We start from the raw sequence: 23,458 nt of genomic DNA on the forward strand, positions 1-23,458 counted from the left end.
CCGACTCGTGAACTCCCTGTCCGTCAGAGCCCTGTTGGTGCGGGGCATGCTCGCCGGCCTCGCCGCGGGCCTCCTGGCGCTCGTCGTGGCGTACGTCCTGGGCGAGCCCCGGGTGGACGCGGCCATCGACTTCGAGGACGCGCACGCGCACGAACACGGCGAAGAGGTGTTCAGCCGCACCCTGCAGTCCACCGGCGGCCTCGCCACCGGTGTGCTCGTGTTCGGCGTGGCCATCGGCGGCATCGCGGCGCTCGCGTTCTGCGTCGCGCTCGGCCGGATCGGCCGGTTCGGGCCGCGCGCCACCGCGGCGCTCGTCTCGCTCGGCGCGCTCCTGACCGTCTACGTCGTCCCGTTCCTGAAGTACCCGGCGAACCCGCCGTCCATCGGTGACCCCGACACGATCGGCAAACGCACCGCCCTGTACTTCCTGATGATCGCGCTGAGCGTGCTGCTCGCCGTCGCCGCGGTGATCCTCGGCAAGCGGCTCGCGCCCCGCCTCGGCAACTGGAACGCGACCGTCGTCGCCTCGGCCGCCTTCCTGGTCGCGGTCGGGCTCGCGTACGCGTTCCTGCCCGCCGTCAACGAGGTGCCGAAGGACTTCCCGGCGACGCTGCTGTGGAGGTTCCGCCTGGCCGCCCTCGCCATCCAGGTCACGCTGTGGGCCGGCTTCGGGCTGGTCTTCGGCTACCTCGCCGAACGGCTGCTGGTGCCCAAGGCCGCCGCGGCCGAGCCCCGTGGCACGGGCGTCGACAGCAAGGCCGCGGCCGCCCACTGACGGGCGCGCCGCACGCACGAGGGCCCCGGACCGCTTCGGTCCGGGGCCCTCGCGCGCGTGGGTCGTGCTCAGTGCGTGGTGCGGTGTGCTGTTCGCGGTGGCGCTCGATCGGTCAGGGGCGGCGCAGGGAGAACAGACGGCTCTGCCGTTCCCTGCGGTAGCGCCGCTCCCACCGGTCCATCCGGTCCCGGCGGGCGCGGTAGGCCCGGTAGTCCGTGTCCTGGCCGCCACGGCTGGACCCGCCGGCTCCGGACGAGCCGCCGGACGGTGCCGTGGAGCGGCCACGGCGTGGGGCGCTGAAGAGTACGGCCACCACGGCGACGCAGAACACTATGCCGCCGAGACTGAAGCCGAAGCCGTACAGGACCAGCGCCAGAACGATCAGTAACAGGATCATGGCGTGTTCCTCTAGGGACGGTTCCGGGGGCTCCCCTGGCCCCCGGTCCTCCAAGCTACTCCGGTACGGCGGGAGTTGGCCTCCGAGTTACCTACCGGCCAACGCCTCGTGCGCCCCTACAGCCCGCGCAGCCGTTCCATCTCCCGGCGGTCCCGCTTGGTCGGCCGGCCCAGGCCCCGGTCGCGCACCCCGGCCGCGAGCACGTCCGAGCGAGCGGGCGGCGGCGGGCTGTTGTCGACATAGGTCTCGGCGGCGATCGCCGCGCCCACCCGCTTGCGGATGACCTTCGCGACGACGACGATCCGCTCCCGCCCCTCGAGCCGCAGCCGCACCTCGTCGCCCACCTTCACGGTGTGCGCGGGCTTGACCCGCTCGCCGTTGAGCTGGACGTGCCCGGCGCGGCACGCCGTCGCCGCCATGGAACGCGTCTTGGTGAGCCGTACGGACCAGATCCAGCTGTCGATCCGTACGGGCTCCGAGGGCCCCGCCGGTGCGGTCGGCCCCTTGGGCCCCTGTGCCTTCACCTCGTCTGCTGCCGCCATGCCCCGACTCTACCGAGGCCGTTGTCAGTGGTACCCGTCACACTTGAGGCATGTGCAGAAGCATCAAGACGCTCAGGCCGCCGGCCCTCCCCGAGGAGGCCACCGACGAGGAGATCCGCGCGGCGGCGCTCCAGTACGTGCGCAAGGTGTCCGGCTTCCGGGCGCCCGCCGCGCACAACAGGGAGGTCTTCGACCGGGCGGTGGACGAGATAGCGCGGGCCACGGCCGAGCTGCTCGAAGGCCTGGAGATACGGGGAGTGCCGGTCAGGACCCCGGCGTAACCGCACCCGCGCGGGGGGCGCGGTCGCGTGCGTCAGGCGGCCGGGCCGGCCACCGCGGCCTGGGGGCGGCGCATGACGTAGGCGGCGAGGGAGCCCGCCGCGAACAGGGCGAGGACGGAGATGCCCGTGCCGAGCCAGGTCGCGCCGAGCCAGCGCCCGCCGAAGTAGCCCAGGCCCACGCTGTAGCCCGCCCAGGCCACCCCGGCGAGGGCGGACCACGGCAGGAACTCCTTGGGGGTGCGGTGTGCCGCGCCCGCGCCGAGCGAGACGACGGACCGGCCCGCCGGGGCGAACCGGGCGATGACGACGAGCGCGCCGCCGCCCCGGCTCAGCGCGGCGCCGAGACGTTCCTGTGCGCGGGTCAGCCGCCGGGAGCGGGCGATGGCCTTGTCGAGCCGCGCCCCGCCGCGCCAGGCGAGGCGGTACGCGACGAGGTCGCCGAGCACCGAGGCCGCGGCGGCGCAGGCGGCGAGGAGGAGCAGGTCGGGCACGTCGCGTATGGCGTGCGGGGCGCCCGCCGCGGTGGTCGAACCGGCCGCCGCGGAGGTCGCGGCGGTGATCACCAGGACCCCGCTGGGCAGGACGGGGAGGAACACGTCCAGGAGAACGGAGACAGTCACCACGGCGTAAATCCATGGGCTGCCGGTCAGCGACCCCACACTCTCCAGCACTACGACCCCCGAACGGAATGCGCCCCGCTGTCGCTGGTCTGCGGCCGGGTCGCTGTACAGCCGTACAGCGTACGCCTGGGGCGCGTGGGGTTTCCGTTCGGGGGTGGGGTGTCACCGGCGAGCCGGTGAACGGTCGTTCGGTGTGGCGGGGCGTCAGCGCGCCGTGCCCGCCGGGGTGCTCGGGGTCGCGGCGGCGCCGGCCTCCGGCAGGGCGGCCGTGGCGCGGCCGCCGAGCAGCTGGTCGAGGGCGAGGGCGCCGGGACCGGTGAAGACGAGCAGCAGGAAGACCCAGCTGAACATCGCGGCGTTCTCGCCGCCGTTCTGGAGCGGGAGCAGCGCGCCGGACTGGTGGACGTCGAAGTAGGCGTACGCCATGGAGCCCGAGGAGAGGAAGGCGGCGGAGCGGGTGAAGAGTCCGGCCATGATCAGCAGGCCGCCGACGAGCTGGATGGCGGCGGCGTACCAGTTGGGCCAGGCGCCGGTCTCGAGGGTGCCGCCGGTCCCGGCCGCGCCGCCGAACCAGCCGAAGAGCGAGGCGGCGCCGTGGCAGGCGAAGAGGAAGCCGGTGACGATCCGGAACAGCGCCAGGACGTAGGGCTTGGCGCGCTCGGTGTTCAGAGCGGAGGGGAACGTGGGGGAAGCCATGGGGACGGGCTCCTTCGGTGGGGGACGGGGCCGGTGGAGCCTCCACGTTAGGTAGACCTGAGTAGTACTTGCAAGTTCAAGTTTAAGTAGATGGCTTAATTCCGGTTGGATTCAGATCAGGGTTGGCTGGAATTCATCTTTACGGGGGTCATACATGGACGTATCGCAAACGCGGCGGGACGCAGGGTCACCAGGGTTACGGAGTCAGGTCCTCGTCCAGGACCGTGACCAGCCGGGCGGCCCCGCCGCGTCCCGCCCGCGCCTGGTCGAGCCGGAGCCGGGCCGTGCGCCCGGTCAGCGTCAGCGTCATCAGCTGGTTCCCGAACCAGGGGCCGCCCGTCCGGCGCCAGCGCACCGGCGGCGCGCCGAGGCGGCCGTGCCGGGCCAGTATCCGCCCGAGCCGCCGCCCCCACCGGCTCCACCCGAAGCGGAACGCGGCCCGGAGCGTCGCGGGCACCGAGTTGTGGACCGGTGAGCAGGTCAGCTGGAGCACGCGCGCGTCCGGGCCGCCGGTGGGCCAGACCGGCTCCGCGAGGTAGGCGTGGTGCACATCGCCGGAGAGCACGCAGACCGTGGCGGGCGCCTGCGGTCCGGAGCCCGCGCGGGCGATCAGCTCCGCGAGCCCGGAGAAGGAGGAGGGGAAGGCCGCCCAGTGCTCCAGATCCGCTCGGCGGCGCAGCTTCTCGCCGAACCGCGCCCAGCGCGGGCCGCGTTCGCCCCGGCACAGCGCCGCGTTCCAGCCCTCCGCGTCATGGACGAGCGGCGGCAGCAGCCACGGCAGCGAGGTCCCGACCAGCAGGTGGTCGTACGAGCCGGACCCGTCGAGCACCTGCTCCCGCACCCAGTCGGCCTCCGCCTCGTCGAGCATCGCGCGCTTCTGCTCGTCCAGGACCCGGGCCGCCCGGCTGTCCACCATCAGCAGCCGTACGCGCCCGAGGTCGCGGCGGTAACTCCAACGCACGGCGGCCGGATCGGTGCCCGCCTGGGCCGCGAACCGGCGCAGCGCGTCCGTCCCGTCGGGGCTGCTCCGCACCGCCGCGTACAACGGATCGGTGGCGAGGTCGGTGGGCGGGAGGTTGCCGAGGTGCTGGTAGACCCAGTACGACATCAGCCCGCCGACCAGCCGCTCCGACCACCACGCGGTGGCGCGCATCTCGGCCAGCCAGGCGGCGCTGGTGTTCCAGTCGTCGATCACGTCGTGGTCGTCGAAGACCATGCAGCTCGGCACGGTCGAGAGCAGCCAGCGCACCTCGGGGTCGCCCCACGACTCGTCGTAGAGCCGGGTGTACTCGTCGTAGTCCCCGACCTGCGCCCCCGGAGGGTCGGCCAGATCGCGCCGGGCGGCGAGCCAGCGGCGGGTCGCCCGCGAGACGGAGTCGGCGTACACCTGGTCGCCGAGGAGCAGCAGCACGTCCGGCCGCTCGGCGTCCGGGTCGGCGGCCAGCTGTGCGGCGAGGGCCGTGGCGAGCGTGTCCAGGGCGTCCGGCCCGGCGGGGTCTCGCTCGCCCTTGGGCGGGGCGGCCCACCGGCAGGACCCGAAGGCGACCCGCAGCGGGGCCACGCCGGGCGTGCGGATCACCGACGGGGGGAAGGGGGAGCGCTCGGGCGGCCAGACCCGCCGCCCGTCGAGCAGCACGTCGTACGGGGTGGCGGCGCCCGGGGTGAGACCGGTGACCGGGACAAGGGCGTAGTGGTGCCCGGCGATCTGGAACGTACGGGCGGAGCCGCCGGCGCCGTCCGGGCAGCGCACCTCGGCCGTGCAGGGCCGGTCCGCCTCCACCCAGACCGTGGCCGACGTGCCGGACCCGCCGTCGACGTACCGCAGCAGTGGTCCCAGGCGCAGTCCGGCCATCTCGTCCCCTCCGTCGCTCCGTACGGTACGGAAGGACGGAGGGGCGAGATAGTCAGCTGTCAGCAGCCGTTGTCAGCAACCGTTGAGGACCGACTGCAGCGCGGACTTCTCGGCGGAGTCCACGGTCAGGTTGTAGTAGTGCTTCACGTCCACCCACATCCGGGCGTACGTGCAGCGGTACGCGGTGCGCGAGGGCAGCCATTCGGCCGGGTCCTTGTCGCCCTTGGCCTGGTTGACGTTGTCGGTGACCGCGATCAGCTGGGGCCGGGTCAGGTCGTTGGCGAAGCCCTGGCGCTGCGCGGTCGTCCAGGAGCTGGCGCCCGAGCGCCAGGCCTCGGCGAGCGGGACGACGTGGTCGATGTCGAGGTCGGCGGCGGCCGTCCAGGTGGCGCCGTCGTACTCGGAGTACCAACTGCCGCTGGTCGCCGCACAGCTGGAGTCCGTGACGACGTTGGTGCCGTCGCGCTTGAGGACGACCTCGCGGGTGTTGCAGGTGCCGGACTGGGTGATCCAGTGCGGGAACTTGGAGCGGCTGTAGCCGTCGGAGGAGCCCTCCGGGGTGGCGTTCATAGCGGCGAGGTAGCTGCGGGCGGTGGCGGCGCTGACCGGGGTGGGGGGTGCGGCCTGGGCGCCGGGGGCGGTGAGCAGGCTCGCGGTGGCGAGGAGGGCGGCGGAGGCGGTGAGCGCGGAGAGCCTGGCTATTCGACGCGCGTAGACACCTGACATGCGAACTCCCTTGGTGTGGGGGGACTTGGCCGGGCGCGCGGGTGCGCGGCCCGGTCATCGTGGCGGCGCCAGGTTTCCTGGGGGTGGGCGCCAGGTAACAGAGTGGCGACATGGGCACGTCACATCAAGGGGTGCGGCGCTCTTGACACCCTTGTCCCGCAAGGTAACTGACGCCCCGTATGCCACGGTTGCACCACCCGGTACGGGGCGAGTCCCGGCGTACGGTGGGCGCGTGCTGCTGCCCGTCAATGTCACGCTCGGGGTCGTTCTCGCCGTACTGCTCCTGGTCGCCGCCGGTGTCGCGGCGGTGGCGCGGCTCGGCCGGGCGAAGGAGATCCTGGTCGCCGGGGTGCGCGCGGCCGTTCAGCTCGCGGTGGTGGCGAGCGCCATCCACTGGGTGGTCGGCTCGGTGCCGCTGCTGCTCTGCTTCCTGCTGCTGATGTACGCGGTGGCGGTGCGCACGGCCGGGCGGCGGATGACGCCCAACGGCACCTGGTGGTGGGCCGCGCTGCCGATCGCGGCGGGGGTGGCCCCGGTGGTGGGGCTGTTGCTGCTGACCGGGCTCGTCCCGGTCAAGGGCATCGCGCTCATCCCCGTCACCGGCATCCTCATCGGCGGCGCGCTCACCGCGACCGTGCTCGGCGGGCGGCGCGCGCTGGACGAGCTGACCGTGCGGCGCGGCGAGGTGGAGGCGGGGATGGCGCTCGGGCTGCTCGACCGGGACGCGCGCCTGGAGGTGGCCCGGCCGGCCGCGTCCGACGCGCTGCTGCCCGGCCTCGACCAGACCAGGACCGTGGGGCTCGTCACGCTGCCCGGGGCGTTCGTGGGGATGCTGCTCGGCGGGGCGTCACCGGTGCAGGCGGGGGCGGTGCAGCTGTTCGTGCTTGTCGCGCTGATGGCGGTGCAGGCGGTGGCGGTGTCGGTGGTGCTGGAGCTGGTGGGGCGGGGGCGGGTGCACCGGGATGCGGCGGGGTGACCTCGGCCCCGCTCCCTGGGCGGGGGACTTTGGTCCCTGACGGGTGCGGGGCGGTGTCCCGTATTCTGTACGGAGCAGAAGGGGAGTAGCTCTTCGCCGGAACGTCGACATACTGCTGGACTCTCCCTCGGGAGGGACCCCAGCCGGCGCCCGGAGGCAGGCCCGCGAGGGCCTCGCCAGCGAGACCTTCGGCCGCAGTGAACCATGACCGCTTTCCGCTTCATGGCGCAGCTGCTGTGCCGAAGCGACCCCGGATTCCTTTCGTGACACGCTCTCGGTACGGCCGCGCCGCGCCCGACCGATCGAGGACTCTTCCGTGCTCAGTTTCACCATCCTGGCGATCACCTTCGGCGTGGTCTTCCTCGCCGAGCTCCCCGACAAGACCGCGCTCGCGGGTCTGATGCTCGGCACCCGCTACAAGGCGTCGTACGTGTTCGTCGGCGTCGCGGCGGCGTTCCTGCTGCACGTCGCGCTCGCCATCGCGGCGGGCAGCGTGCTCACGCTGCTGCCGCACCGGCTGCTCCAGGCGATCGTGGGCGTCCTCTTCCTCGCGGGCGCGGCGATGCTGCTGTTCAAGAAGGACGAGGAGGAGGACGGCGTGAAGGCCCCGGCCGACCAGTCCTTCTGGAAGGTGTCCGGGGCGGGGTTCATGCTGATCCTGGTCGCCGAGTTCGGGGACCTGACGCAGATCATGACCGCGAACCTGGCCGCGCGGTACGACAGCCCGCTGTCGGTGGGTGTCGGGGCGGTGCTGGCGCTGTGGGCGGTGGCGGGGCTGGGGATCCTGGGCGGGCGGACGCTGATGAAGTACGTGCCGCTGCGGCTCATCACGAAGGTGGCGGCGGCGCTCATGGCCGCGCTTGCCGGGTTCAGCCTGTTCGAGGCCATTGCCGGCTGACGACGGCGGTTGGGGGCGCGGTGTTCGTCTGCGGGCCGTGTGTGGCTGGTCGCGCAGTTCCCCGCGCCCCTGAGAACGCCCCTACGGGGCGATTCGCAACGTCAGCGTGCCGTCCCGCTCCGCCGTCACCGTTACGTGTGTCAGGTCCGGTACGTGCGTCGTCGGGTTGTGTGCCGCCGCTCGCGGGCCCACGCCTATGACGCGCATTCCCGCTGCCAGGCCCGCCTGGATGCCCGCTTCGGAGTCCTCGAAGACTATGCAGTCCGCCGGGGCGAAGCCCAGTTCGGCGGCGCCCTTGAGGAAGCCCTCGGGGTCCGGCTTGCTCGCGCCGACGTGCTCGGCCGTGACGCGTACGGGCGGCATCGGCAGGGCGGCCGCGCCCATCCGGGCCAGAGCCAGCGGCTCGTTCGCCGAGGTCACCAGGGCGTGCGGGAGCGCGGCGAGGGAGGCCATGAAGGCGGGGGCGCCGGGGACGGGGACGACGCCGTCGGTGTCGGCCGTCTCCTCGGCGAGCATCACGCGGTTGTCCGCGAGGTTCTGCTCCATCGGGCGGTCCGGCAGCAGGACGGCCATGGTGGCGTAGCCCTGGCGGCCGTGGACGACCTTCAGCGCTTCCTCGGGGTCGAGCCCGTGCTCCACCGCCCAGCGGCGCCAGCACCGCTCGACCACGGCGTCGGAGTTCACGATCGTGCCGTCCATGTCCAGCAGGAGGGCGCGGGCGGTCAGGGTCGTGGGCGTGGCCGTCATCGGCGGACTCCTGGGTGCGGGAGCAGAGACAAGTGGCTCCGCCCGCCGGTCAGGGAGTACGGGCGGAACCACTTTGTTCCATCACGATACAAAATGAAGGTCGAATGGTCCAACCGGCCTGGTCGCGGGGCCCTCGACTCCCCTAGGACGTCTGCGCCTCCAGGGCGCTGCGGGTCTCCGGGCCGTAGACGCCCGGGGGGTCGCTTTCCAGGCCCGTGTACGACTGGTACGTACGCACCGCGTTCTCCGTCTTGGAGCCGAAGTGGCCGTCGATCCGTCCGTTGTAGATCGTCAACTGGGTCAGCCGGTCCTGGAGTTCGGTGACCTCGGGGCCGTCGTCGCCCTTGCGCAGCACGGGGGCCGTGGCGGGCGGCGCGGGCGGGGCGGTCGTGGTGTCGACTGTGCCGGTGACCTGCGACGGGGTGGGGGTGGGCGTCGCGGGGCGGCGGGACGGGCTGGTGGAGGCCTTGGGCGTACGGCTCGGGGAGGGTGAGCTCTTGCGGGGTGAGGGGCTGGTGTGGGGGGTGGTGCGGGGCTCCGCGGTGGTGGGGGAGGGGGAGCTGGACGTGGTGGCGGGGTCCGGGGCGGTGCTGACCGTTGTGGCCGGGCCGGTGGCGTCGGTGCCGGAGTCTCCGCCGAAGAGGCTGCCGCTTGCGAAAGCCACGATGGTCGCGGTAGCGGCGAGGGCGAGAGTGGCGAGGAGGAGGGGGCGGCGTCGACGGCGGTCGGTCGTCTGCGGGTCGTGGGTGGCTGGGCGCGCAGTTCCCCGCGCCCCTTGAGGGGTGGTCCGGAATGCCGCAGTCGCCCCAAGCTCGTCAGCGGGGAGCCCTGTCGTCCCCAGCCCGGGCCGCATGGGCGACCCCAGACCCTGACCGGCATGCGGCGGCACCGGTCGCAGCGGCATCGTCATCGCCGGGTCGGCCCCCTCGCCGCCCTCCCGGCTCCCCAGGTCCTCCAACGTCACATACGGCCTGATCCGCAGCGGGTCGAAGTCCTCCGACGCGGCCACCTCGGCCGAGCGGTCCGCTCGTAGCGCGCAGGTGCAGGCCGGTCTGCCGGTGGGCTCGCGTTCCATACCGCATTCAGGACATACGTGTCCCGTCATCGTGGGTCCCCTCCCCTTGAACTGCCTGCGATTATGCAGGTCCCGTGGAGGCGCACCGAGGGGGCCCGGGCGGGCCCGGCAGGCCATATCCGGACATTGCGATCAGGATGGAGAGTGGCGGGGCGGAGACAGCGGGGGCGGCTGAGACAGAGAGGGGCGGCCCATGGCCCAGGAAACGGCCTCCACCGCGCTCTCCCCGGGCGCCGGGCCCGGCGTCGGGCAGGAGCGGCGGACCGTACTCGTCGCCATCGGTGCGCTGCTGCTCGGCATGCTGCTGGCCGCGCTCGACCAGACCATCGTCTCGACGGCGCTGCCGACCATCGTCAGCGACCTCGGCGGGATGGAGCACCTGTCCTGGGTCGTCACCGCGTACATGCTCGCGTCCACCGCCGCGACCCCGCTGTGGGGCAAACTCGGCGACCAGTACGGCAGGAAGAAGCTGTTCCAGGCCGCCATCGTCATCTTCCTCGTCGGCTCGGCGCTGTGCGGCGTCTCCCAGAACATGGGGCAGCTGATCGCCTTCCGCGCGGTCCAAGGCCTTGGCGGCGGCGGGCTGATGGTGCTGTCGATGGCGATCGTCGGCGATCTCGTCTCGCCGCGCGAACGCGGGCGCTACCAGGGCCTGTTCGGGGCCGTGTTCGGCGCGACCAGCGTGCTCGGCCCGCTGCTCGGCGGGCTCTTCACCGAACACCTCAGCTGGCGCTGGGTGTTCTACATCAACCTCCCGATCGGCGTGGTCGCGCTGCTCGTGATCGCCGCCGTGCTGCACATCCCGGTGCACGGCACCCGCCACACCATCGACTACCTCGGCACCTTCCTGATCGCGTCCGTCGCCACCTGCCTGGTCTTGGTCGCCTCGCTCGGCGGGACCACCTGGGCCTGGGGCTCGGCGCAGATCGTCGGGCTCGCGGTGCTGGGCGCGGTGCTGCTCGGCGCGTTCGTGGCGGTCGAGCGGAGAGCTGCGGAACCTGTCCTTCCGCTGAAGCTGTTCCGTATCCGCACGTTCTCCCTCGTCGCCGTCATCAGCTTCGTCATCGGCTTCGCGATGTTCGGGGCGATGACCTATCTGCCGACGTTCCTGCAGGTCGTGCAGGGCGTCACCCCGACGATGTCCGGCGTGCACATGCTGCCGATGGTGCTCGGGCTGCTGATCACGTCGACGGCGTCCGGCCAGATCGTCTCGCGCACCGGCCGCTGGAAGGTGTTCCCGATCGCGGGCACGGCCGTCGTCACCGTCGGGCTGCTCCTGCTGCACGAGCTCAGCGAGACGAGCTCCACCTGGGAAATGAGCGTGTACTTCTTCGTGTTCGGCGCGGGGCTCGGCCTGGTGATGCAGGTGTTGGTCCTGGTCGTCCAGAACGCGGTGGGGTACGCCGACCTGGGCGTGGCCACCTCCGGGGCGACCTTCTTCCGCTCGATCGGCGCCTCCTTCGGCGTGGCGATCTTCGGCACCATCTTCACCAACCGCCTCAACGGCAAACTCGCCGACGCGCTGGCGGGCCGCGACCTCCCGGCGGGCACCGGGCCCTCCCAGCTGGCCGCGGACCCGCGCACGATCGCCGAGCTGCCGCCGACGCTGCGGCCCCCGGTCCTGCACGCCTACTCGCAGTCGATCACCGACGTCTTCCTCTACGCGGTGCCGGTGACCCTGCTCGCCTTCGTGATCGCCTGGTTCCTGCGCGAGGACAAGCTGCGCGGCGCGGTCACCGCGCCCGACGTCAGCCAGACCGTGGCCTCCAATCCGGTCGAGCGGTCGTCGTACGACGAGTGCGCGCGGGCGCTGTCGGTGCTCGGCACCCGGGAGGGCCGCCGGGCGGTCTACGAGAAGATCACCACCCGGGCGGGCCTGGACCTGCTGCCCGCCTCCAGCTGGCTGCTGCTGCGCATCCACCACTACGGCTCGGCGGAACCGGCCTTCGTGGCCGAGCGCACCCGCGTACCGCTGCGGCTGGTCACGGAGGGCGCCCGGCAGCTGGAGGAGCGCGGCCTCGCCGTGCGCGAGGGGATCGCCCTGGTCGCGACCGAGGCGGGCCGGGCGACGGCGGTCCGGCTCGCCCGGGCCCGCGAGGAGTCCCTGTCCGAGCTGCTCGGCGACTGGTGGGGCCCGGACCGCCCGACCGACCTGGTCAAGCTGGTGGAGGAGCTGACGGCCGAGATGTCCGGCTCGGACGAGGAGCGCCCGAGGGGACCGGAGCTGCGCCGCGACCACGCGAGATGAGCGTTTCTCGGGCTCCTCACAACTCCTTGGCTGCGCCGCGACCACGCGAGGTGAGTCCCTTGCTTCTCACAACTCCTTCGCGAACCACCGTTCCGCGTACGGCCGTTGGGCGTACGCCTCGATCTCCCGATAGCCGTTGCGCGCGTACAGCGCACGCGCCTCGACCAGGTCGTGCCGGGTGTCCAGGGCGACGCGGCGGGCGCCGAGGCGGCGCGCCGCCGTCTCCAGGGTGGTGAGGAGGGCCGCGCCGCCGCCGGTGCCGCGCAGGTCGGGGCGTACATAGACCCTGGTCAGCTCGGCGGTGGCCGGGGCCGTGCCGTCGATGACCGGGGCGGTCTCGCAGAGCAGGATGCCGCCGCAGGCGCCGGCCACGCCGTCGTGGCGGCCGACCACGAAGTCGCCCAGCGGCGGGCGCAGCCGGTCGGCGCCGTCGTCCGTGAGGCCCTCCTCGATCTCCTCGGCGGTGGCCGGGCGGCCGTACCAGCGGCTCGCCACCTCGTCGTAGTACTCGCGGCGGAGCAGCGCCGCGTCGGGGGAGTCGTAGGGCTCGCGGTTCATGATCCAACTCATGGGCGCCTGCCTACCCGAGACCGGTGCCGTTTGGCCACCGAATTCCTGGCAACCCGGCGGGTACGGACCAACTCACCGGGAAGGCAGACATGTCCACGATCGTGATTGTCGTCCTGATCGCGGCGCTCGCCCTGGCCGCCCTCGCCGTCGCCGTCCGGTTCGCCCTGCGCGGCTCGGCGACCGGCGGGCGCGGGCTGCGGCGGCGCTTCGGCCCCGAGTACGAACGGGCGGTCGTCCTGCACGACGGGGACCGCCGGGCCGCCGAGCGGGAGCTCGCCGAGCGGCTGAAGCGGCACGGCTCGCTCACCGAACGCCCGCTGCCGCCGGAGGCCCGCGAGCACTACCTCGTGCGCTGGGCGGGCATCCAGGAACAGTTCGTCGACTCCCCGCGCCGGGCCGCCGAGGCGGCCGACAAGCTGGTCGCCCGGCTGGCCGAGGAGCGCGGTTTCCCGGCGGCGAAGGCGTACGAGGACCAGCTCGCGGCGCTCTCCGTGCACCACGCGGGCCAACTCGACGGCTACCGCAGGGTGCACCGCGCGGCGCGGGGCACGGGCGACACGGAGGAGATCCGGGAGGCGGTCATAGAGGCCCGCTCCCTGTTCGAGGAACTCCTCACGGCGGGCCCGCGCCACGCCCAGCCGACCCGTCGCCCGGCGCTGCCGCGGCGGCATGCGAAGGGGAGTGTGGTGTGATGCGGCGCGACGAGGACGGGGCGGGGACGGGCTCGGCGGAGGGCAAGGTGGCTCCGGCGGTACGGGGTTCCGATCCGGCGCTGACCGATGCGGCGGTGGAGGCTCCTGCTGCTACGGCCAGTTCGGCGGCAAGCGCCACCGACCAGCCCGTGCCACCCCCGCCCGCCGACCTGGCCCCCGTCCCCCTGCTCCCCACGGAGGAGCGCGACAAGTGGGCGCTGCGGCTGCACCGCGCGGTGAGCGGCTTCATCGACGAGCCCCGGCAGTCCGTGGAGGAGGCCGACGCGGTACTGGCCGAGACGGCCGCACGCGTCGCGGAACTGGTCAAGGAACGCCGCCAGTCCGTCCCGGCGAAGGGCGACACCGAGGAACTCCGCGTGGCGCTGCGCGACTACCGGGAGCTGACGGAGCGGATGTTGGAGCTTTAGGGGGAGCACCGGGATGTACGGCCCGTACACATGCACCAAGACGTACGGGCCGTACACGCGGTCTTCCGGCGGTGCCGGTTCAGCCCTTCGGCGCCGCCTGCTGCACGACCTCGAACGACCACAGCGTGGAACCGGTCGCGGCGGGCTTGGGGCGCTCGCCCTCCGCCGCGCCGCCCCCGCCGTGCGCGCCGCGCATCGACGTGGCCATCCACTTCTCGAAGTCCTCCTCGCTGCGCCAGCGGGTGTACACGAGGTATTCGTCGGTGCCCTCGACCGGGCGCAGCAGCTCGAACCACTCGAACCCGTCGGAGTTCTCCACCGACCCGGCCCGGGCGGCGAACCGCTGCTCCAGCACCTCGCGCTGCTCGCTCGGGACCTTCAGGACATTGATCTTCACGATGCTCATGCCCCGACCCTACGACCCCGCTCACCCCAACGGCGGCGGCACCACAACCGGCGCGGGCGGGACGACCACGCGCTTCAGTTCGTGGTCGCCCGTGATCGTGGACGGTTGCCAGAAGGACTGGCTCAGGGCCGTGAGGTACGGGGTGGTGCCCTCGGCGGCGTACGACACGCCTGCGAACCTCGCCAGTCCGGCGTCCTCCAGCGCCACCCGCCTGCGGCGGGCCTTTTCCCCACCCCGCCCCTTCCCGAAAGCCCTCTGGCGGGCGGCCGGGGCGTTCGGCTGCGGGCGGCATGTGGCTGGTCGCGCAGTTCCCCGCGCCCCTGAAATGCGCCCCTGCGGGGCGCCTCTGTAGGGGCGCGGGGAACTGCGCGAGCAACCCACCATGGTCCGCAGAAGAACGGGGTCGGGGGCGGAGCCCCGAGGGAGTGCAGGGGCTGAGCACCGCCCGGGGGCCGGGGGCTCAGCCCCCGGGAAACCCACCTCCACTCACCCCCACCCCCGGAGGGTTTGGGGAAGGGGCGGGGTGGGGGCAAAACCGCCGACCGGCGGCGCCGCCGCGCTCGGGGCGGCCGCGCCGTCGCCCACCGTGTGGTGGTCGCGGGTGAAGGGCCAGTCCCCGTCCCTCGGCCAGAAGTGATCGCGGTCCTTGTGCACCGGCGCCGTCGCCCTCTCCAGGTCGGAGAAGAGCGCGCGGTCGCCCAGCGTGACCGTCGCCCGGTGCGGCACCGGCATGATCCACGCCGCCTTCGGCGCGTTCCCGTCGACCGTGAGGCTCATCACGATCTGCTCGTCGCGGCCGTCCCACCGCACCGCCGACACCTCCTGACGGACGGACAGCCGGGTACCCGTGCCGTGGACCATCGCGCCCATCCGCAGGCGTACGCGGGGGATGCGATTGAGACGAGTTGGAGCGTCAGCAATGCCCTCATGACCAGCCCTATTCGCTGCCCGATACCGACGCCGCCGCCTCTGCCGCGCCCCTCCACGTACCGCCCACCTACCACCACCGTCGCGATCCACGACGACATTCCGGCACGCCCGGTTCCGCCGCCTCCCCGTGGCCGGTCAAGGCGGTTTCGGTCAAAACCCCGGTGACAGTCAGGCGAAGTGGGGGTTGTCTGAGTCTCTTCAGTGGGGTGGTGTGGGGGTCTGAGCAGTCGCCCCGCACGGCGGGGCCGGTACGACGGGCGAACAACGGGCTTTTAGAGAACGGTGGGAGGCTTGGCGGGGCGTGGCTAATGCGGAGCACGGCGGACGCGGCAGCACGGTGGACTCGGGGTCGGCGGACACCCGGACGGGCGCGGCCCGGGCGGTGCTGTGGCTGGTCGCCGCCGTCCTCGCGATACGGCAGATGGCCCACGTCCTGCGCCTTCCACCAGGCGAACGGCTCACCGACCTGGAGACCTGGACCGGCGACAACGGCGTGCTGCACGTCAGGGGATCGCTGTACGACCAGGACCACTTCACCGGCACCCCCTTCGCCGGGCTCGTCCTCAAACCGCTGACCCACTCCGCCGAGCAGGCGCTCGGCGTGGCCTGGACGTTCTCCACGCTGCTGTTCGTCGCGGTGCTCGGCGTCGTCGCCGCCCGCGCGCTCCCGGGGCCCATCTCGCGCCGCAGTTCGCTGGTGGCCGCGCCCGTCGCCATCAGCCTCCTGATGGTCTCGCTGCCGGTCCGCAATGCGCTCACCACCGGCCAGACCAGCATCATCCCGGTCCTGCTGGTGCTGCTCGGCTGCTTCGCCGTACGGGGAGAGCGCGCCTGCGGGGTGCTCATCGGCGTCGGCGCGGCCCTCCAGCCCACCGTGCTGCTGTTCGTCCCGCTGCTCTGGCTCACCGGACGCAGACGCGCGGCCGTCTCCACCACCGTCACCTTCGCCGCCGCGACCGCCCTGACCTGGGCGCTCATGCCGCACGACTCGTGGACGTACTGGGTGCACCACGTGGCGGGCGCCGGGCTCGGCGCGCGCCCCGACGGCCTCGCCAACCAGTCCCTGCACGGCGCCCTGCTCCGGATCGGCCTCGAAGGGCCGCTGGAGATCGGGCTGTTCCTGGTGCTCGCCGTCGCCGTGATCGTCCTCGGCCTGCGCCGCGCCGTCCGCTACGCGCGCGACGGCCAGCTCCTCCTCGCCGTCGCCCTCACCGGCTGCGTCGCCGTCACCGTCTCGCCGACGGCCTGGCAGCACCAGCTGCTGTGGGTGCTGCTCGCGATGGTCGGCCGGGTCGGCACCAAGGCCCGCGACCGGCTGGTGTGGCCCGCCCTCGTCGTCCTGGTGATGACGCTGCCCGGTGCGGTGCTGCTGCCGAACATGCCGGTCCTCTACCCGTTACGTGACAACGTTCCCCTGCTGACCGCGCTGCTCGCGGCCTGCCTGGTCCCGTTCCTGCCGCGCACCTCCGAGCACTTCCGAAGGCCGGTCCCCACCACGTACGCGGAGCCCGCCCCGGCCCGCTGGGCCCGCGTCCCGCTGCTGCCGTTCTGGCGCCGGGTGCTCAGCCGCCCGAACCTGCTCCTGGAACTGCTCGTCATCCGCGTCGGCTACTCCGCGTACTCCCACATCCGCCTCGAAGCCACCGCCGGACGGGAGACGGCCGAGGCGCACGGCCGGACGATCGCGTCCATCGAGCGCGCGCTCCACATCGACATCGAGCGCTGGGCCAACCACTCGATCCAGCACGCCAAGTGGCTGGAGTCGTTCTTCACCTTCTACTACGAGTCGTTCCACTTCGTGGTGCCGCTCACCGTCCTGGGCGTGCTGTACGTGCGCCGCCCCGCCGACTACCGCTGGGCGCGCGCGGCCCTGGGCTTCGCCACGCTGCTCGGCCTGGTCGGCTTCTGGTTCTTCCCGCTGGCCCCGCCGCGCCTGATGCCGGGCATGGACTTCATCGACACCGTCCACGGCCCGCAGGACCTGGCCAACCCGGACTACGGGGCGATGACGCAGGTCACCAACCAGTACGCGGCGATGCCGAGCCTGCACTTCGGCTGGTCGCTGTGGTGCGGCATCGTGATCGCGGTGGTGGCGCCCAAGCTGTGGATGAAGGCGCTCGGCATGCTCCACCCGCTCTTCACGGTCTGCGCGATCATCGCCACCGCCAACCACTGGGTGCTCGACGCGGTCGGCGGCGCCACCGTCGTCGGCGCGGGCTTCGCCCTGGTGTACGTGCTCGCGGGCCCGCGCGGCGTTCAGCTCCCGGAGCTGCCCGCGCCCAGAGCGGCGACATGGGGCGGCAAGGCGATGCCGGCGGGCAGAACGGGGTCGGGCTCCGGCGCGTCGAAGTAGCTGCGCAACGGCACCACCCCGGCCCACAGCCCGAGCTCACCGTCCGGCCCGTCCCCGTCCTCGGGCGGGCCGGACGCGGTCTTCACGGACGCCTCGGTGAGCGGCAGCGCCAGCAGCGAGGTGGCGGCGAGCTCCTTGCGGCTCGGCTGCCGCGCGTACTCCCACTGCCCCGGCGCGCACTGCTCGGTCACCACCCGCAGCCCGTGCAGCAGCTCGTCCCCGTCCGTGACGGCTCTGGGCACCCCGTAGACCATGGCGCTCCGGTAGTTCACCCCGTGCTCGAAGACCGACCGCGCGAGCACGAGCCCGTCGATGTGCGTCACGGTGACGCAGACGGTCTGCGCGGGCGCCCGCACGAGGCTGCGGCTGGCGACGGATCCGTGGACGTAGAGGGTACGGGCGTCGAAGTCCACGCCGTACACGGTCGGCACGACCATGGTCGCCCCGTCGACGACGACCCCGAGATGACAGACGAACCCGCCCCGGAGTATCGCGTCGAGGTCGGCCACATCGGTACTGCCCTGCTCACGCAGCCGCCGGTGCCGGGTCCGCTCGGTGACGGCCAGCTGGTCCTGATGCTGCTGATTCTGTTTCTGGGTGCTCATACCCCCACCGATCCGGTTGCGATCACGTTCATGAACAACTGTTTCAGTCGTCATGCGGGCAATCAAGAGGTGAGCGTTACCCTGCCTCGTCGGCGCGGTCGCGTCCGGCGCGGACGGCGGGCCCTGGGGAGGGGCCGCCAGGGGAGGGGAACGGAATCGTGGAGAGCGAAAGACCGGCGGCGAAGGCGTGCCCGGACTGCGGCCAGAGCGTGCCGGTCGACCCGAGGTTCGTGACGTGGTGCGCCGCGTGCGGCTGGAACGTCGACCCGGGCGCGCCGGAAGCGCCCGAGGGGCGGCTGGAGGCGGTGCGGCGGCGACTGGCGCGGCGGCACGGCGAGCAGCTGTTCGCGGAGGGAGCCGACGGCCTCGCCCGCAAGGACGCGTCGAGCGTCCTCGCCCGCGCGCTGGCGCTCCTCGTGCACGCCGTCACACTCGGCCTCGCCGTCGCGGGGACAGCGGTTCTCGTGAGCGGCATCGGCACGTTCAGCGGCTGGGCGCTCGGCCTGCTGCTCCTGGGCACCGCCGTCGTCCTCCGGCCCCGCTTCGGCTCCCTGTCCACCACCGTGGAGGAGCCGGTGCTGCACCGGGCCGACGCGCCGCAGCTGTTCGGCCTGATCGACGAGGTCGCGGCCGTCGTCGGGACGCGCGGGGTGGACGCGGTGGTGATCGAGGCCGACGCCAACGCCTCGGTGAGCACGTACGGGATCCGGCAGCGCCGGGTGCTCCGGCTCGGGCTCGGCCTCTGGGAGGTGCTGACCCCCCGACAGCGCGTCGCCCTCCTCGGCCACGAGCTGGGCCACTACGCCAACGGCGACACCCGGCACGGCGCGATCGTCCACAACGCGCTGCGCTCGCTCTCCCTCTGGGTCTACTTCCTTTCGCCCACGCCGAACCCGACCATGACCGAACGGTTCGCCAACTACCTCATGGCCGTGCCCAGATGGGCGGTGTACGGCGTGCTCGTCCTGCTGGACCAGCTCACCCTCCGCGCGGCCCAGCGCGCCGAGTACCTGGCGGACGAGGCCGCCGCCCGCGCCGCCTCGACGGACGCGGCCGTCGAGCTGATGGACAAGCTCCTGGTCGTGGGCTCGGTCTCCCTCGAACTGCGTCGCGAGTCGGTGGCCGCGCAGACCAAGAGCCGCGGGGCCGGTTCGCGCGACGAGGCCGAGCGGGGCCTGTGGGACCGGCTCGCCGAGCGCATCGGAGCCGTACCGGAGCGGGAGTACGAGCGACTGCGCCGGGTCGCCGCCCTGCGCGGCCACGCCGTCGACTCCACCCACCCGCCGACCCATCTGCGCCGCAGGCGCCTGGCCGAGGCGGCCGCGCACCCGGCCTCCGTCCGTCCGACCGAGGACGCCACCGCCGCGATCGACGCCGAGCTCGCGGGCTCCCGCTCACGCGTGGCGCGCCGGGTGATCCGCGACTACGCGGGCTGATTCCTCGACTGCGGCCCCGTGCTCGGTGGCGCACTCGAACCACACCGTCTTCCCGCCCCTGGCCGGTCCGGGGGAGACGCCCCACTTGTCGACCACCGCGTCCAGGAGGACGAGCCCGCGCCCGGACTCGTCCTCCTCCGACGCGTTGAGGGGCAGGGGAAGTTGGGGGAATCTGTCCGACACCTCGATGCGGACACCGTGCGGTCGGCGGTGGATGCTCAACTCGCAGTAGCGGTCCGGTACGTGCCGCACCACGTTGGCGAGCAGCTCCGTCACGGCGAGTTCGGCCGCGTCCACGAGCTCGGACATGGCCCAGAAGTCGAGGTGGGTGCGGACGATACTGCGGACATGGCGGGCGGAGTGCGCGCCGACGGTGAAGCGCATGCCGTACGGGGAATTGTCGTTCATGGTACGAGCGTGGCGCGCGATGGCTACTCTCGGCTACGGCACGAATGCAACCCGCTTAGGAGTAAGTGGAGTTGAGCACGAGGGGGTACCCGCCGTGGTCCACGTCAACGTCCTCGATCCGAGCGCCTCGCCGCTCGACTATTACGGCTACGAGCTGCGCCGCTACCGCGAGGCGGGCGGGCTCACCCAGAAGCAACTGGGCGCGATCATCTCGTACACGGGTTCGCTGATCGGTCAGATCGAGACGGCCCGCAAGTTGCCGACGGCGGACTTCAGCGAACGCGCGGACATCGCGCTGGGCACGGGCGGACTGCTGTCCCGGCTCCTGCCGCTGGTGCTGCGAAGTCAACTTCCGGCTTGGTTTCAGCAGGTGGCCGAGCTTGAGGCGCGGGCGATTGAGATCTATACGTTCCACACGCACCTGATCCACGGGCTCCTGCAGACCGCGCCGTACGCGCGCGCTGTTCTCGGCACGCTGGACCAAAGCAACTTGGACGACCGTACGGCGGTCCGGCTGGCCCGGCAGCGCATCCTGGAGAAGGGAAGCGCGCCGGTCCTCTGGGCGATCATCGGTGAAGCCGCGTTGTACCAGGAGATCGGCGGGGCCGAGGTGATGCGCGGGCAACTGGACCGGCTGTTGTCGTGCGAGAGCAACCCGAAGGTGAACATCCAGATCCTGCCGTACGGGGTCGGGGCGCATGCCGGATTGCAAGGCTCGTTCGACCTCTTCCGCTTCACCGGGGATCCGGCCATCGTCTACACCGAGGGCTACGGAGCTGGTCATCCAACTGCCAACCCGGACACGGTCAATGACTGTTCACTCCGTTACGATCACCTCCAAGCCGCCGCCCTGTCCATCCAGGACTCGGCGAAGCTGATCCGGCGCGCGATGGAGGAACGGTATGGGGAGCAACCTGGATCTGACCCGCGTCCAGTGGCGTAAGTCCAGCTACAGCGGCGATCAGGGCGGCTCCTGCGTCGAGATCGCCGCCCTCCCCTCCACCGTCGCCGTCCGCGATTCCAAGAACCCGCACGGTCCCGCCATCCGCTTCGACCCCGCCGCCTTCGGCGACTTCGTACGGAACCTGTAGAGCTCCCGAGCCTTACGGGCTCACCTGGAGCTCCTTGATCCCGTTCAGCCACGCCGAGCGCAGGCGGCGCGGGTCGCCCGCCAGGGTCAGGTTCGGCAGGGCGTCCGCTATCGCGTTGAAGATCAGGTTGATTTCCAGGACCGCCAGCGACTTGCCGAGGCAGAAGTGCGGGCCTCCGCCGCCGAAGCCGAGGTGCGGGTTCGGGTCGCGGAGGATGTCGAACTTCTCGGGGTCGTCGAAGAGTTCGGGGTCGTTGTTGGCCGACGAATAGAACAGGCCGACGCGGTCGCCTGCCTTGATCTTCTGGCCGCCGAGTTCCGTGTCCTGTGTCGCCGTACGCTGGAAGGACACCACCGGCGTCGCCCAGCGCACGATCTCCTCGGCCGTCGTCTCGGGGCGCTCGCGTTTGTAGAGTTCCCACTGGTCGGGGTGGGTGAGGAACGCGTGCATGCCGTGACTGATCGCGTTGCGGGTCGTCTCGTTGCCCGCCACCGCGAGCAGGATGACGAAGAAGCCGAACTCGTCGGACGACAGGTTGCCTTCGCCCTCCGCCGCGACCAGCTGCGACACGATGTCCTTCGCCGGGCACTCCTTGCGCGCCGCCGCGAGGTTCATCGCGTACGAGACGATCTCCATCGCCGCCTCGGCGCCGATCTCCTCGGTGATGGCGTACTCGGGATCGTCGTACGCGGCCATCTTGTTGGACCAGTCGAAGATCTTCGCGCGGTCCTGCTGCGGCACGCCGATGAGCTCCGCGATCGCCTGGAGCGGCAGCTCGACGGCGATGTTGGTGACGAAGTCGAAGGAGTCGCGGCCCTGGGAGGCCGCGAGCGCGGTGTCCACGATCCGTGACGCCCGGTCACGCAGGGCGTCTTCGAGCGAGCGGACCGCGCGCGGGGTGAAGCCGCGCTGGACGATCTGGCGGACCCGGGTGTGCTCCGGCGGGTCCATGTTGAGCATGATCAGCCGCTGGACCTCGATCTGGTCGCGGGTGATGTTCTCGTTGAAGCGGATGACGGCGGTGTTGGTGGTGGAGGAGAACAGCTCCGGGTGCGTGGAGACGTATTTGACGTCCGCGTGCCGGGTCACCACCCAGTAGCCGTCGTCGCCGAAGCCGGCGATGCCGTGCGGCTGGGGGCACCAGAAGACCGGGGCGGTCTGCCGCGCCTCGGCGAACTCCGGGTACGGGACGCGGTCCTGGAGCAGGTCGGGGTCGGTGAAGTCGAACCCCTCGGGCAGGTGGGGGCAGCGCATCGGCAACTCCATCTCGACGGTACTTGTCTGAGCTTGCGTCTGAGCTTGTCTGACGACCCATCAGAATTTGACTGAAAGGTAGTAACGGGTTCTACAAGTGGCAAGGGGCCGGGGGTGCTCGGTTGTGGGCGCGGGGGTGCGGCGGGTGCGTGCACAACCCTTGCGTACCGGGGGTAAGTCTCACCAGACTGCATACGGAACTAGAACGCGTACTAGTTCGGTCGCGGCGGCTCCGGGAGGCCCCGGCGACTGTGCCAAGGAGAGGACGAGCTCATGGCCGCGGAACCCGTCATCGTCGAAGCCGTACGCACACCGATCGGCAAGCGCGGGGGCGCGCTCGCCAATCTGCACCCCGCCTATCTGCTCGGCGAGACCTACCGCGAGCTGCTCGGGCGGACCGGGATCCACGCGGACTGCGTGGAGCAGATCGTCGGCGGCACGGTCACGCACGCCGGCGAGCAGTCCATGAATCCGGCGCGCACCGCGTGGCTGGCGATGGGCCTGCCGTACGAGACGGCGGCGACCACCGTGGACTGCCAGTGCGGATCGTCCCAGCAGGCCAGCCACATGGTCGCGAACATGGTGGCGGCGGGGGTGGTGGACATCGGCATCAGCTGCGGGGTGGAGGCGATGTCGCGGGTGCCGCTGGGGTCGGGGTCCAAGCACGGGCCCGGGAAGCCGTTCCCGGACGAGTGGAGCGTGGACCTGCCCAACCAGTTCGAGGCGGCCGAGCGGATCGCGCGGCACCGGGGGCTGACGCGGGAGCGGGTCGACTCGCTGGGGCTGCTCTCGCAGGAGCGGGCGGGGGTGGCGTGGGCGGAGGAGCGGTTCAAGCGGGAGACGTTCGCGGTGCAGGTGCCCACGACCGAGGAGGAGCAGGCGGCCGGGCAGGGCATGTGGCGGCTCGTCGACCGGGACGAGGGCCTGCGGGACACGTCGATGGAGGCGCTGGCCGGGCTGAAGCCGGTCATGCCGACCGCCGTGCACACGGCCGGGAACTCCTCCCAGATCTCCGACGGCGCGGCCGCGATCATGTGGGCGTCCAAGCGGATGGCCCGCGCGCTGAAGCTGCGGCCCCGGGCGCGGATCGTGGCGCAGGCGCTGGTGGGGGCGGACCCGCACTTCCACCTCGACGGGCCGATCGACGCGACGCGGGCGGTGCTCGGCAAGGCGGGCATGTCGCTGCGGGACATCGACCTGGTCGAGATCAACGAGGCGTTCGCGTCGGTGGTGCTGAGCTGGGCGCAGGTCTTCGAGCAGGACCTGGACAAGGTGAACGTGAACGGGGGTGCGATCGCCCTCGGCCATCCGGTCGGCGCGACGGGCGCGCGCCTTATTGCTACGGCGCTGCATGAGCTGGAGCGGCGGGATCGGGAGTTCGCGTTGGTGACTATGTGTGCGGGGGGTGCGTTGGCTACGGCGACGATCCTGCAGCGGTTGTAGCGGGCCCCG

General features: G+C 72.1%; 27 protein-coding genes. 12 read left to right on the forward strand and 15 right to left on the reverse strand.

Annotation, left to right across the window (positions count from 1 at the left end; translation table 11 throughout):
- Positions 1-7 precede the first annotated feature (7 nt).
- The gene (locus IE252_RS07550) at positions 8-775 is read left to right on the forward strand and encodes a CbtA family protein (RefSeq protein ID WP_190088534.1); all 768 of its coding nucleotides are present in this window, start codon (positions 8-10) and stop codon (positions 773-775) included.
- 112 nt (positions 776-887) lie between these two features.
- Here the strand turns inward: IE252_RS07550 and IE252_RS07555 are convergent, their stop codons facing one another.
- Positions 888-1,172: a hypothetical protein gene (locus IE252_RS07555; protein WP_190088535.1), complete on the reverse strand. Its 285-nt coding sequence runs from the start codon at positions 1,170-1,172 to the stop codon at positions 888-890.
- A gap of 116 nt (positions 1,173-1,288) precedes the next feature.
- Complete coding sequence (locus tag IE252_RS07560) at positions 1,289-1,714, reverse strand: RNA-binding S4 domain-containing protein (protein WP_190088536.1); 426 nt, start codon at positions 1,712-1,714, stop codon at positions 1,289-1,291.
- Between the two features lie 50 nt (positions 1,715-1,764).
- Here IE252_RS07560 and IE252_RS07565 point away from each other — a divergent pair, with 50 nt between their 5' ends.
- The gene (locus IE252_RS07565) at positions 1,765-1,995 is read left to right on the forward strand and encodes a DUF2277 domain-containing protein (protein ID WP_190088537.1); all 231 of its coding nucleotides are present in this window, start codon (positions 1,765-1,767) and stop codon (positions 1,993-1,995) included.
- 32 nt (positions 1,996-2,027) lie between these two features.
- Here IE252_RS07565 and IE252_RS07570 read toward each other — a convergent pair whose 3' ends face one another.
- The 4 genes from IE252_RS07570 to IE252_RS07585 all read right to left on the reverse strand — a co-directional run bounded on the left by IE252_RS07570 (position 2,028) and on the right by IE252_RS07585 (position 5,889).
- A complete protein-coding gene (locus IE252_RS07570; protein WP_190088538.1) occupies positions 2,028-2,666 on the reverse strand; it encodes a DedA family protein in 639 nt (212 codons plus the stop codon).
- A gap of 153 nt (positions 2,667-2,819) precedes the next feature.
- Positions 2,820-3,311 carry a DoxX family protein gene (locus IE252_RS07575; protein WP_190088539.1) on the reverse strand — a complete coding sequence of 164 codons (492 nt, stop codon included), beginning with the start codon at positions 3,309-3,311 and terminating at the stop codon, positions 2,820-2,822.
- A 196-nt stretch (positions 3,312-3,507) separates the two neighbouring features.
- Positions 3,508-5,163: an alkaline phosphatase D family protein gene (locus tag IE252_RS07580; protein WP_190088540.1), complete on the reverse strand. Its 1,656-nt coding sequence runs from the start codon at positions 5,161-5,163 to the stop codon at positions 3,508-3,510.
- A 72-nt stretch (positions 5,164-5,235) separates the two neighbouring features.
- Positions 5,236-5,889, reverse strand: coding sequence for an HNH endonuclease family protein (locus IE252_RS07585; RefSeq protein WP_190088541.1), 654 nt, complete (start codon positions 5,887-5,889; stop codon positions 5,236-5,238).
- A 232-nt stretch (positions 5,890-6,121) separates the two neighbouring features.
- Here IE252_RS07585 and IE252_RS07590 point away from each other — a divergent pair, with 232 nt between their 5' ends.
- Both IE252_RS07590 and IE252_RS07595 read left to right on the forward strand, forming a co-directional pair.
- The gene (locus IE252_RS07590) at positions 6,122-6,865 is read left to right on the forward strand and encodes an ABC transporter permease (protein ID WP_190088542.1); all 744 of its coding nucleotides are present in this window, start codon (positions 6,122-6,124) and stop codon (positions 6,863-6,865) included.
- A gap of 316 nt (positions 6,866-7,181) precedes the next feature.
- Positions 7,182-7,763, forward strand: coding sequence for a TMEM165/GDT1 family protein (locus tag IE252_RS07595; protein ID WP_101388141.1), 582 nt, complete (start codon positions 7,182-7,184; stop codon positions 7,761-7,763).
- A gap of 81 nt (positions 7,764-7,844) precedes the next feature.
- Here the strand turns inward: IE252_RS07595 and IE252_RS07600 are convergent, their stop codons facing one another.
- Complete coding sequence (locus IE252_RS07600) at positions 7,845-8,510, reverse strand: HAD-IA family hydrolase (RefSeq protein ID WP_190088543.1); 666 nt, start codon at positions 8,508-8,510, stop codon at positions 7,845-7,847.
- A gap of 142 nt (positions 8,511-8,652) precedes the next feature.
- Positions 8,653-9,174 carry a peptidoglycan-binding domain-containing protein gene (locus tag IE252_RS43095; RefSeq protein ID WP_229848087.1) on the reverse strand — a complete coding sequence of 174 codons (522 nt, stop codon included), beginning with the start codon at positions 9,172-9,174 and terminating at the stop codon, positions 8,653-8,655.
- A 604-nt stretch (positions 9,175-9,778) separates the two neighbouring features.
- Between IE252_RS43095 and IE252_RS07610 the strand changes: the two genes are divergently transcribed.
- Positions 9,779-11,833, forward strand: a complete 2,055-nt coding sequence (locus IE252_RS07610) for an MDR family MFS transporter (protein ID WP_190088545.1) — start codon at positions 9,779-9,781, stop codon at positions 11,831-11,833.
- A 66-nt stretch (positions 11,834-11,899) separates the two neighbouring features.
- Here the strand turns inward: IE252_RS07610 and IE252_RS07615 are convergent, their stop codons facing one another.
- Positions 11,900-12,403 carry a GNAT family N-acetyltransferase gene (locus IE252_RS07615; RefSeq protein ID WP_190088546.1) on the reverse strand — a complete coding sequence of 168 codons (504 nt, stop codon included), beginning with the start codon at positions 12,401-12,403 and terminating at the stop codon, positions 11,900-11,902.
- A gap of 89 nt (positions 12,404-12,492) precedes the next feature.
- On the opposite strand from IE252_RS07615, the gene IE252_RS07620 reads away from it, so the two are divergent.
- Together IE252_RS07620 and IE252_RS07625 are read left to right on the forward strand one after the other, a co-directional pair.
- Positions 12,493-13,095, forward strand: coding sequence for a hypothetical protein (locus IE252_RS07620; RefSeq protein WP_190088547.1), 603 nt, complete (start codon positions 12,493-12,495; stop codon positions 13,093-13,095).
- Positions 13,095-13,523, forward strand: coding sequence for a hypothetical protein (locus IE252_RS07625; RefSeq protein ID WP_190088548.1), 429 nt, complete (start codon positions 13,095-13,097; stop codon positions 13,521-13,523). The genes IE252_RS07620 and IE252_RS07625 overlap by 1 nt, the downstream gene beginning before the upstream one ends.
- Before the next feature lie 79 nt (positions 13,524-13,602).
- Here IE252_RS07625 and IE252_RS07630 read toward each other — a convergent pair whose 3' ends face one another.
- From IE252_RS07630 to IE252_RS07640, 3 genes are all read right to left on the reverse strand, one after another.
- Positions 13,603-13,929: an antibiotic biosynthesis monooxygenase family protein gene (locus tag IE252_RS07630; RefSeq protein ID WP_190088549.1), complete on the reverse strand. Its 327-nt coding sequence runs from the start codon at positions 13,927-13,929 to the stop codon at positions 13,603-13,605.
- Positions 13,930-13,950: 21 nt separating this feature from the next.
- The gene (locus IE252_RS07635; protein WP_190088550.1) at positions 13,951-14,097 is read right to left on the reverse strand and encodes a hypothetical protein; all 147 of its coding nucleotides are present in this window, start codon (positions 14,095-14,097) and stop codon (positions 13,951-13,953) included.
- Positions 14,098-14,415: 318 nt separating this feature from the next.
- Entirely contained in the window at positions 14,416-14,790 is a 375-nt protein-coding gene (locus IE252_RS07640; protein ID WP_308434519.1) for a DUF2330 domain-containing protein, read from the reverse strand.
- 370 nt (positions 14,791-15,160) lie between these two features.
- Here IE252_RS07640 and IE252_RS07645 point away from each other — a divergent pair, with 370 nt between their 5' ends.
- Positions 15,161-17,212, forward strand: coding sequence for a bifunctional glycosyltransferase 87/phosphatase PAP2 family protein (locus IE252_RS07645; RefSeq protein ID WP_229848089.1), 2,052 nt, complete (start codon positions 15,161-15,163; stop codon positions 17,210-17,212).
- Here the strand turns inward: IE252_RS07645 and IE252_RS07650 are convergent.
- The gene (locus IE252_RS07650; protein WP_190088551.1) at positions 17,116-17,817 is read right to left on the reverse strand and encodes a pyridoxamine 5'-phosphate oxidase family protein; all 702 of its coding nucleotides are present in this window, start codon (positions 17,815-17,817) and stop codon (positions 17,116-17,118) included. The two genes, IE252_RS07645 and IE252_RS07650, sit on opposite strands and share 97 nt — an antisense overlap.
- 158 nt (positions 17,818-17,975) lie before the next feature.
- On the opposite strand from IE252_RS07650, the gene IE252_RS07655 reads away from it, so the two are divergent.
- The gene (locus IE252_RS07655) at positions 17,976-19,253 is read left to right on the forward strand and encodes a M48 family metalloprotease (protein WP_229848092.1); all 1,278 of its coding nucleotides are present in this window, start codon (positions 17,976-17,978) and stop codon (positions 19,251-19,253) included.
- Here the strand turns inward: IE252_RS07655 and IE252_RS07660 are convergent.
- Positions 19,212-19,661, reverse strand: coding sequence for an ATP-binding protein (locus IE252_RS07660; RefSeq protein ID WP_190088552.1), 450 nt, complete (start codon positions 19,659-19,661; stop codon positions 19,212-19,214). The genes IE252_RS07655 and IE252_RS07660 overlap by 42 nt on opposite strands.
- A gap of 94 nt (positions 19,662-19,755) precedes the next feature.
- On the opposite strand from IE252_RS07660, the gene IE252_RS07665 reads away from it, so the two are divergent.
- Both IE252_RS07665 and IE252_RS07670 read left to right on the forward strand, forming a co-directional pair.
- Positions 19,756-20,604: a helix-turn-helix domain-containing protein gene (locus IE252_RS07665; protein WP_190088553.1), complete on the forward strand. Its 849-nt coding sequence runs from the start codon at positions 19,756-19,758 to the stop codon at positions 20,602-20,604.
- Positions 20,564-20,752, forward strand: a complete 189-nt coding sequence (locus IE252_RS07670; RefSeq protein WP_190088554.1) for a DUF397 domain-containing protein — start codon at positions 20,564-20,566, stop codon at positions 20,750-20,752. The genes IE252_RS07665 and IE252_RS07670 overlap by 41 nt, the downstream gene beginning before the upstream one ends.
- A gap of 12 nt (positions 20,753-20,764) precedes the next feature.
- Here the strand turns inward: IE252_RS07670 and IE252_RS07675 are convergent, their stop codons facing one another.
- A complete protein-coding gene (locus IE252_RS07675) occupies positions 20,765-22,006 on the reverse strand; it encodes a cytochrome P450 (protein ID WP_190088555.1) in 1,242 nt (413 codons plus the stop codon).
- 273 nt (positions 22,007-22,279) lie between these two features.
- On the opposite strand from IE252_RS07675, the gene IE252_RS07680 reads away from it, so the two are divergent.
- Positions 22,280-23,449 (forward strand): steroid 3-ketoacyl-CoA thiolase, encoded by a 1,170-nt coding sequence (locus IE252_RS07680; RefSeq protein ID WP_190088556.1) that lies wholly within the window; start codon positions 22,280-22,282, stop codon positions 23,447-23,449.
- Positions 23,450-23,458: the final 9 nt, after the last annotated feature.

The sequence above is a fragment of the Streptomyces melanogenes genome, assembly GCF_014649795.1.
In the GTDB taxonomy this organism is placed as follows: domain Bacteria; phylum Actinomycetota; class Actinomycetes; order Streptomycetales; family Streptomycetaceae; genus Streptomyces; species Streptomyces noboritoensis.

Bases quoted from the DNA above. Each gene is read 5' to 3' on its own strand.
- IE252_RS07580 (WP_190088540.1), bottom strand. From the start codon at position 5,163: ATGGCCGGACTGCGCCTGGGACCACTGCTGCGGTACGTCGACGGCGGG.
- IE252_RS07600 (WP_190088543.1), bottom strand. From the start codon at position 8,510: ATGACGGCCACGCCCACGACCCTGACCGCCCGCGCCCTCCTGCTGGAC.
- IE252_RS07630 (WP_190088549.1), bottom strand. From the start codon at position 13,929: ATGAGCATCGTGAAGATCAATGTCCTGAAGGTCCCGAGCGAGCAGCGC.
- IE252_RS07680 (WP_190088556.1), top strand. From the start codon at position 22,280: ATGGCCGCGGAACCCGTCATCGTCGAAGCCGTACGCACACCGATCGGC.
- IE252_RS07585 (WP_190088541.1), bottom strand. From the start codon at position 5,889: ATGTCAGGTGTCTACGCGCGTCGAATAGCCAGGCTCTCCGCGCTCACC.
- IE252_RS07565 (WP_190088537.1), top strand. From the start codon at position 1,765: ATGTGCAGAAGCATCAAGACGCTCAGGCCGCCGGCCCTCCCCGAGGAG.
- IE252_RS07625 (WP_190088548.1), top strand. From the start codon at position 13,095: ATGCGGCGCGACGAGGACGGGGCGGGGACGGGCTCGGCGGAGGGCAAG.
- IE252_RS07560 (WP_190088536.1), bottom strand. From the start codon at position 1,714: ATGGCGGCAGCAGACGAGGTGAAGGCACAGGGGCCCAAGGGGCCGACC.
- IE252_RS07670 (WP_190088554.1), top strand. From the start codon at position 20,564: ATGGGGAGCAACCTGGATCTGACCCGCGTCCAGTGGCGTAAGTCCAGC.
- IE252_RS07650 (WP_190088551.1), bottom strand. From the start codon at position 17,817: ATGAGCACCCAGAAACAGAATCAGCAGCATCAGGACCAGCTGGCCGTC.
- IE252_RS07575 (WP_190088539.1), bottom strand. From the start codon at position 3,311: ATGGCTTCCCCCACGTTCCCCTCCGCTCTGAACACCGAGCGCGCCAAG.
- IE252_RS07615 (WP_190088546.1), bottom strand. From the start codon at position 12,403: ATGAGTTGGATCATGAACCGCGAGCCCTACGACTCCCCCGACGCGGCG.
- IE252_RS07675 (WP_190088555.1), bottom strand. From the start codon at position 22,006: ATGCGCTGCCCCCACCTGCCCGAGGGGTTCGACTTCACCGACCCCGAC.
- IE252_RS07555 (WP_190088535.1), bottom strand. From the start codon at position 1,172: ATGATCCTGTTACTGATCGTTCTGGCGCTGGTCCTGTACGGCTTCGGC.
- IE252_RS07640 (WP_308434519.1), bottom strand. From the start codon at position 14,790: ATGGTCCACGGCACGGGTACCCGGCTGTCCGTCCGTCAGGAGGTGTCG.
- IE252_RS07610 (WP_190088545.1), top strand. From the start codon at position 9,779: ATGGCCCAGGAAACGGCCTCCACCGCGCTCTCCCCGGGCGCCGGGCCC.
- IE252_RS07620 (WP_190088547.1), top strand. From the start codon at position 12,493: ATGTCCACGATCGTGATTGTCGTCCTGATCGCGGCGCTCGCCCTGGCC.
- IE252_RS07660 (WP_190088552.1), bottom strand. From the start codon at position 19,661: ATGAACGACAATTCCCCGTACGGCATGCGCTTCACCGTCGGCGCGCAC.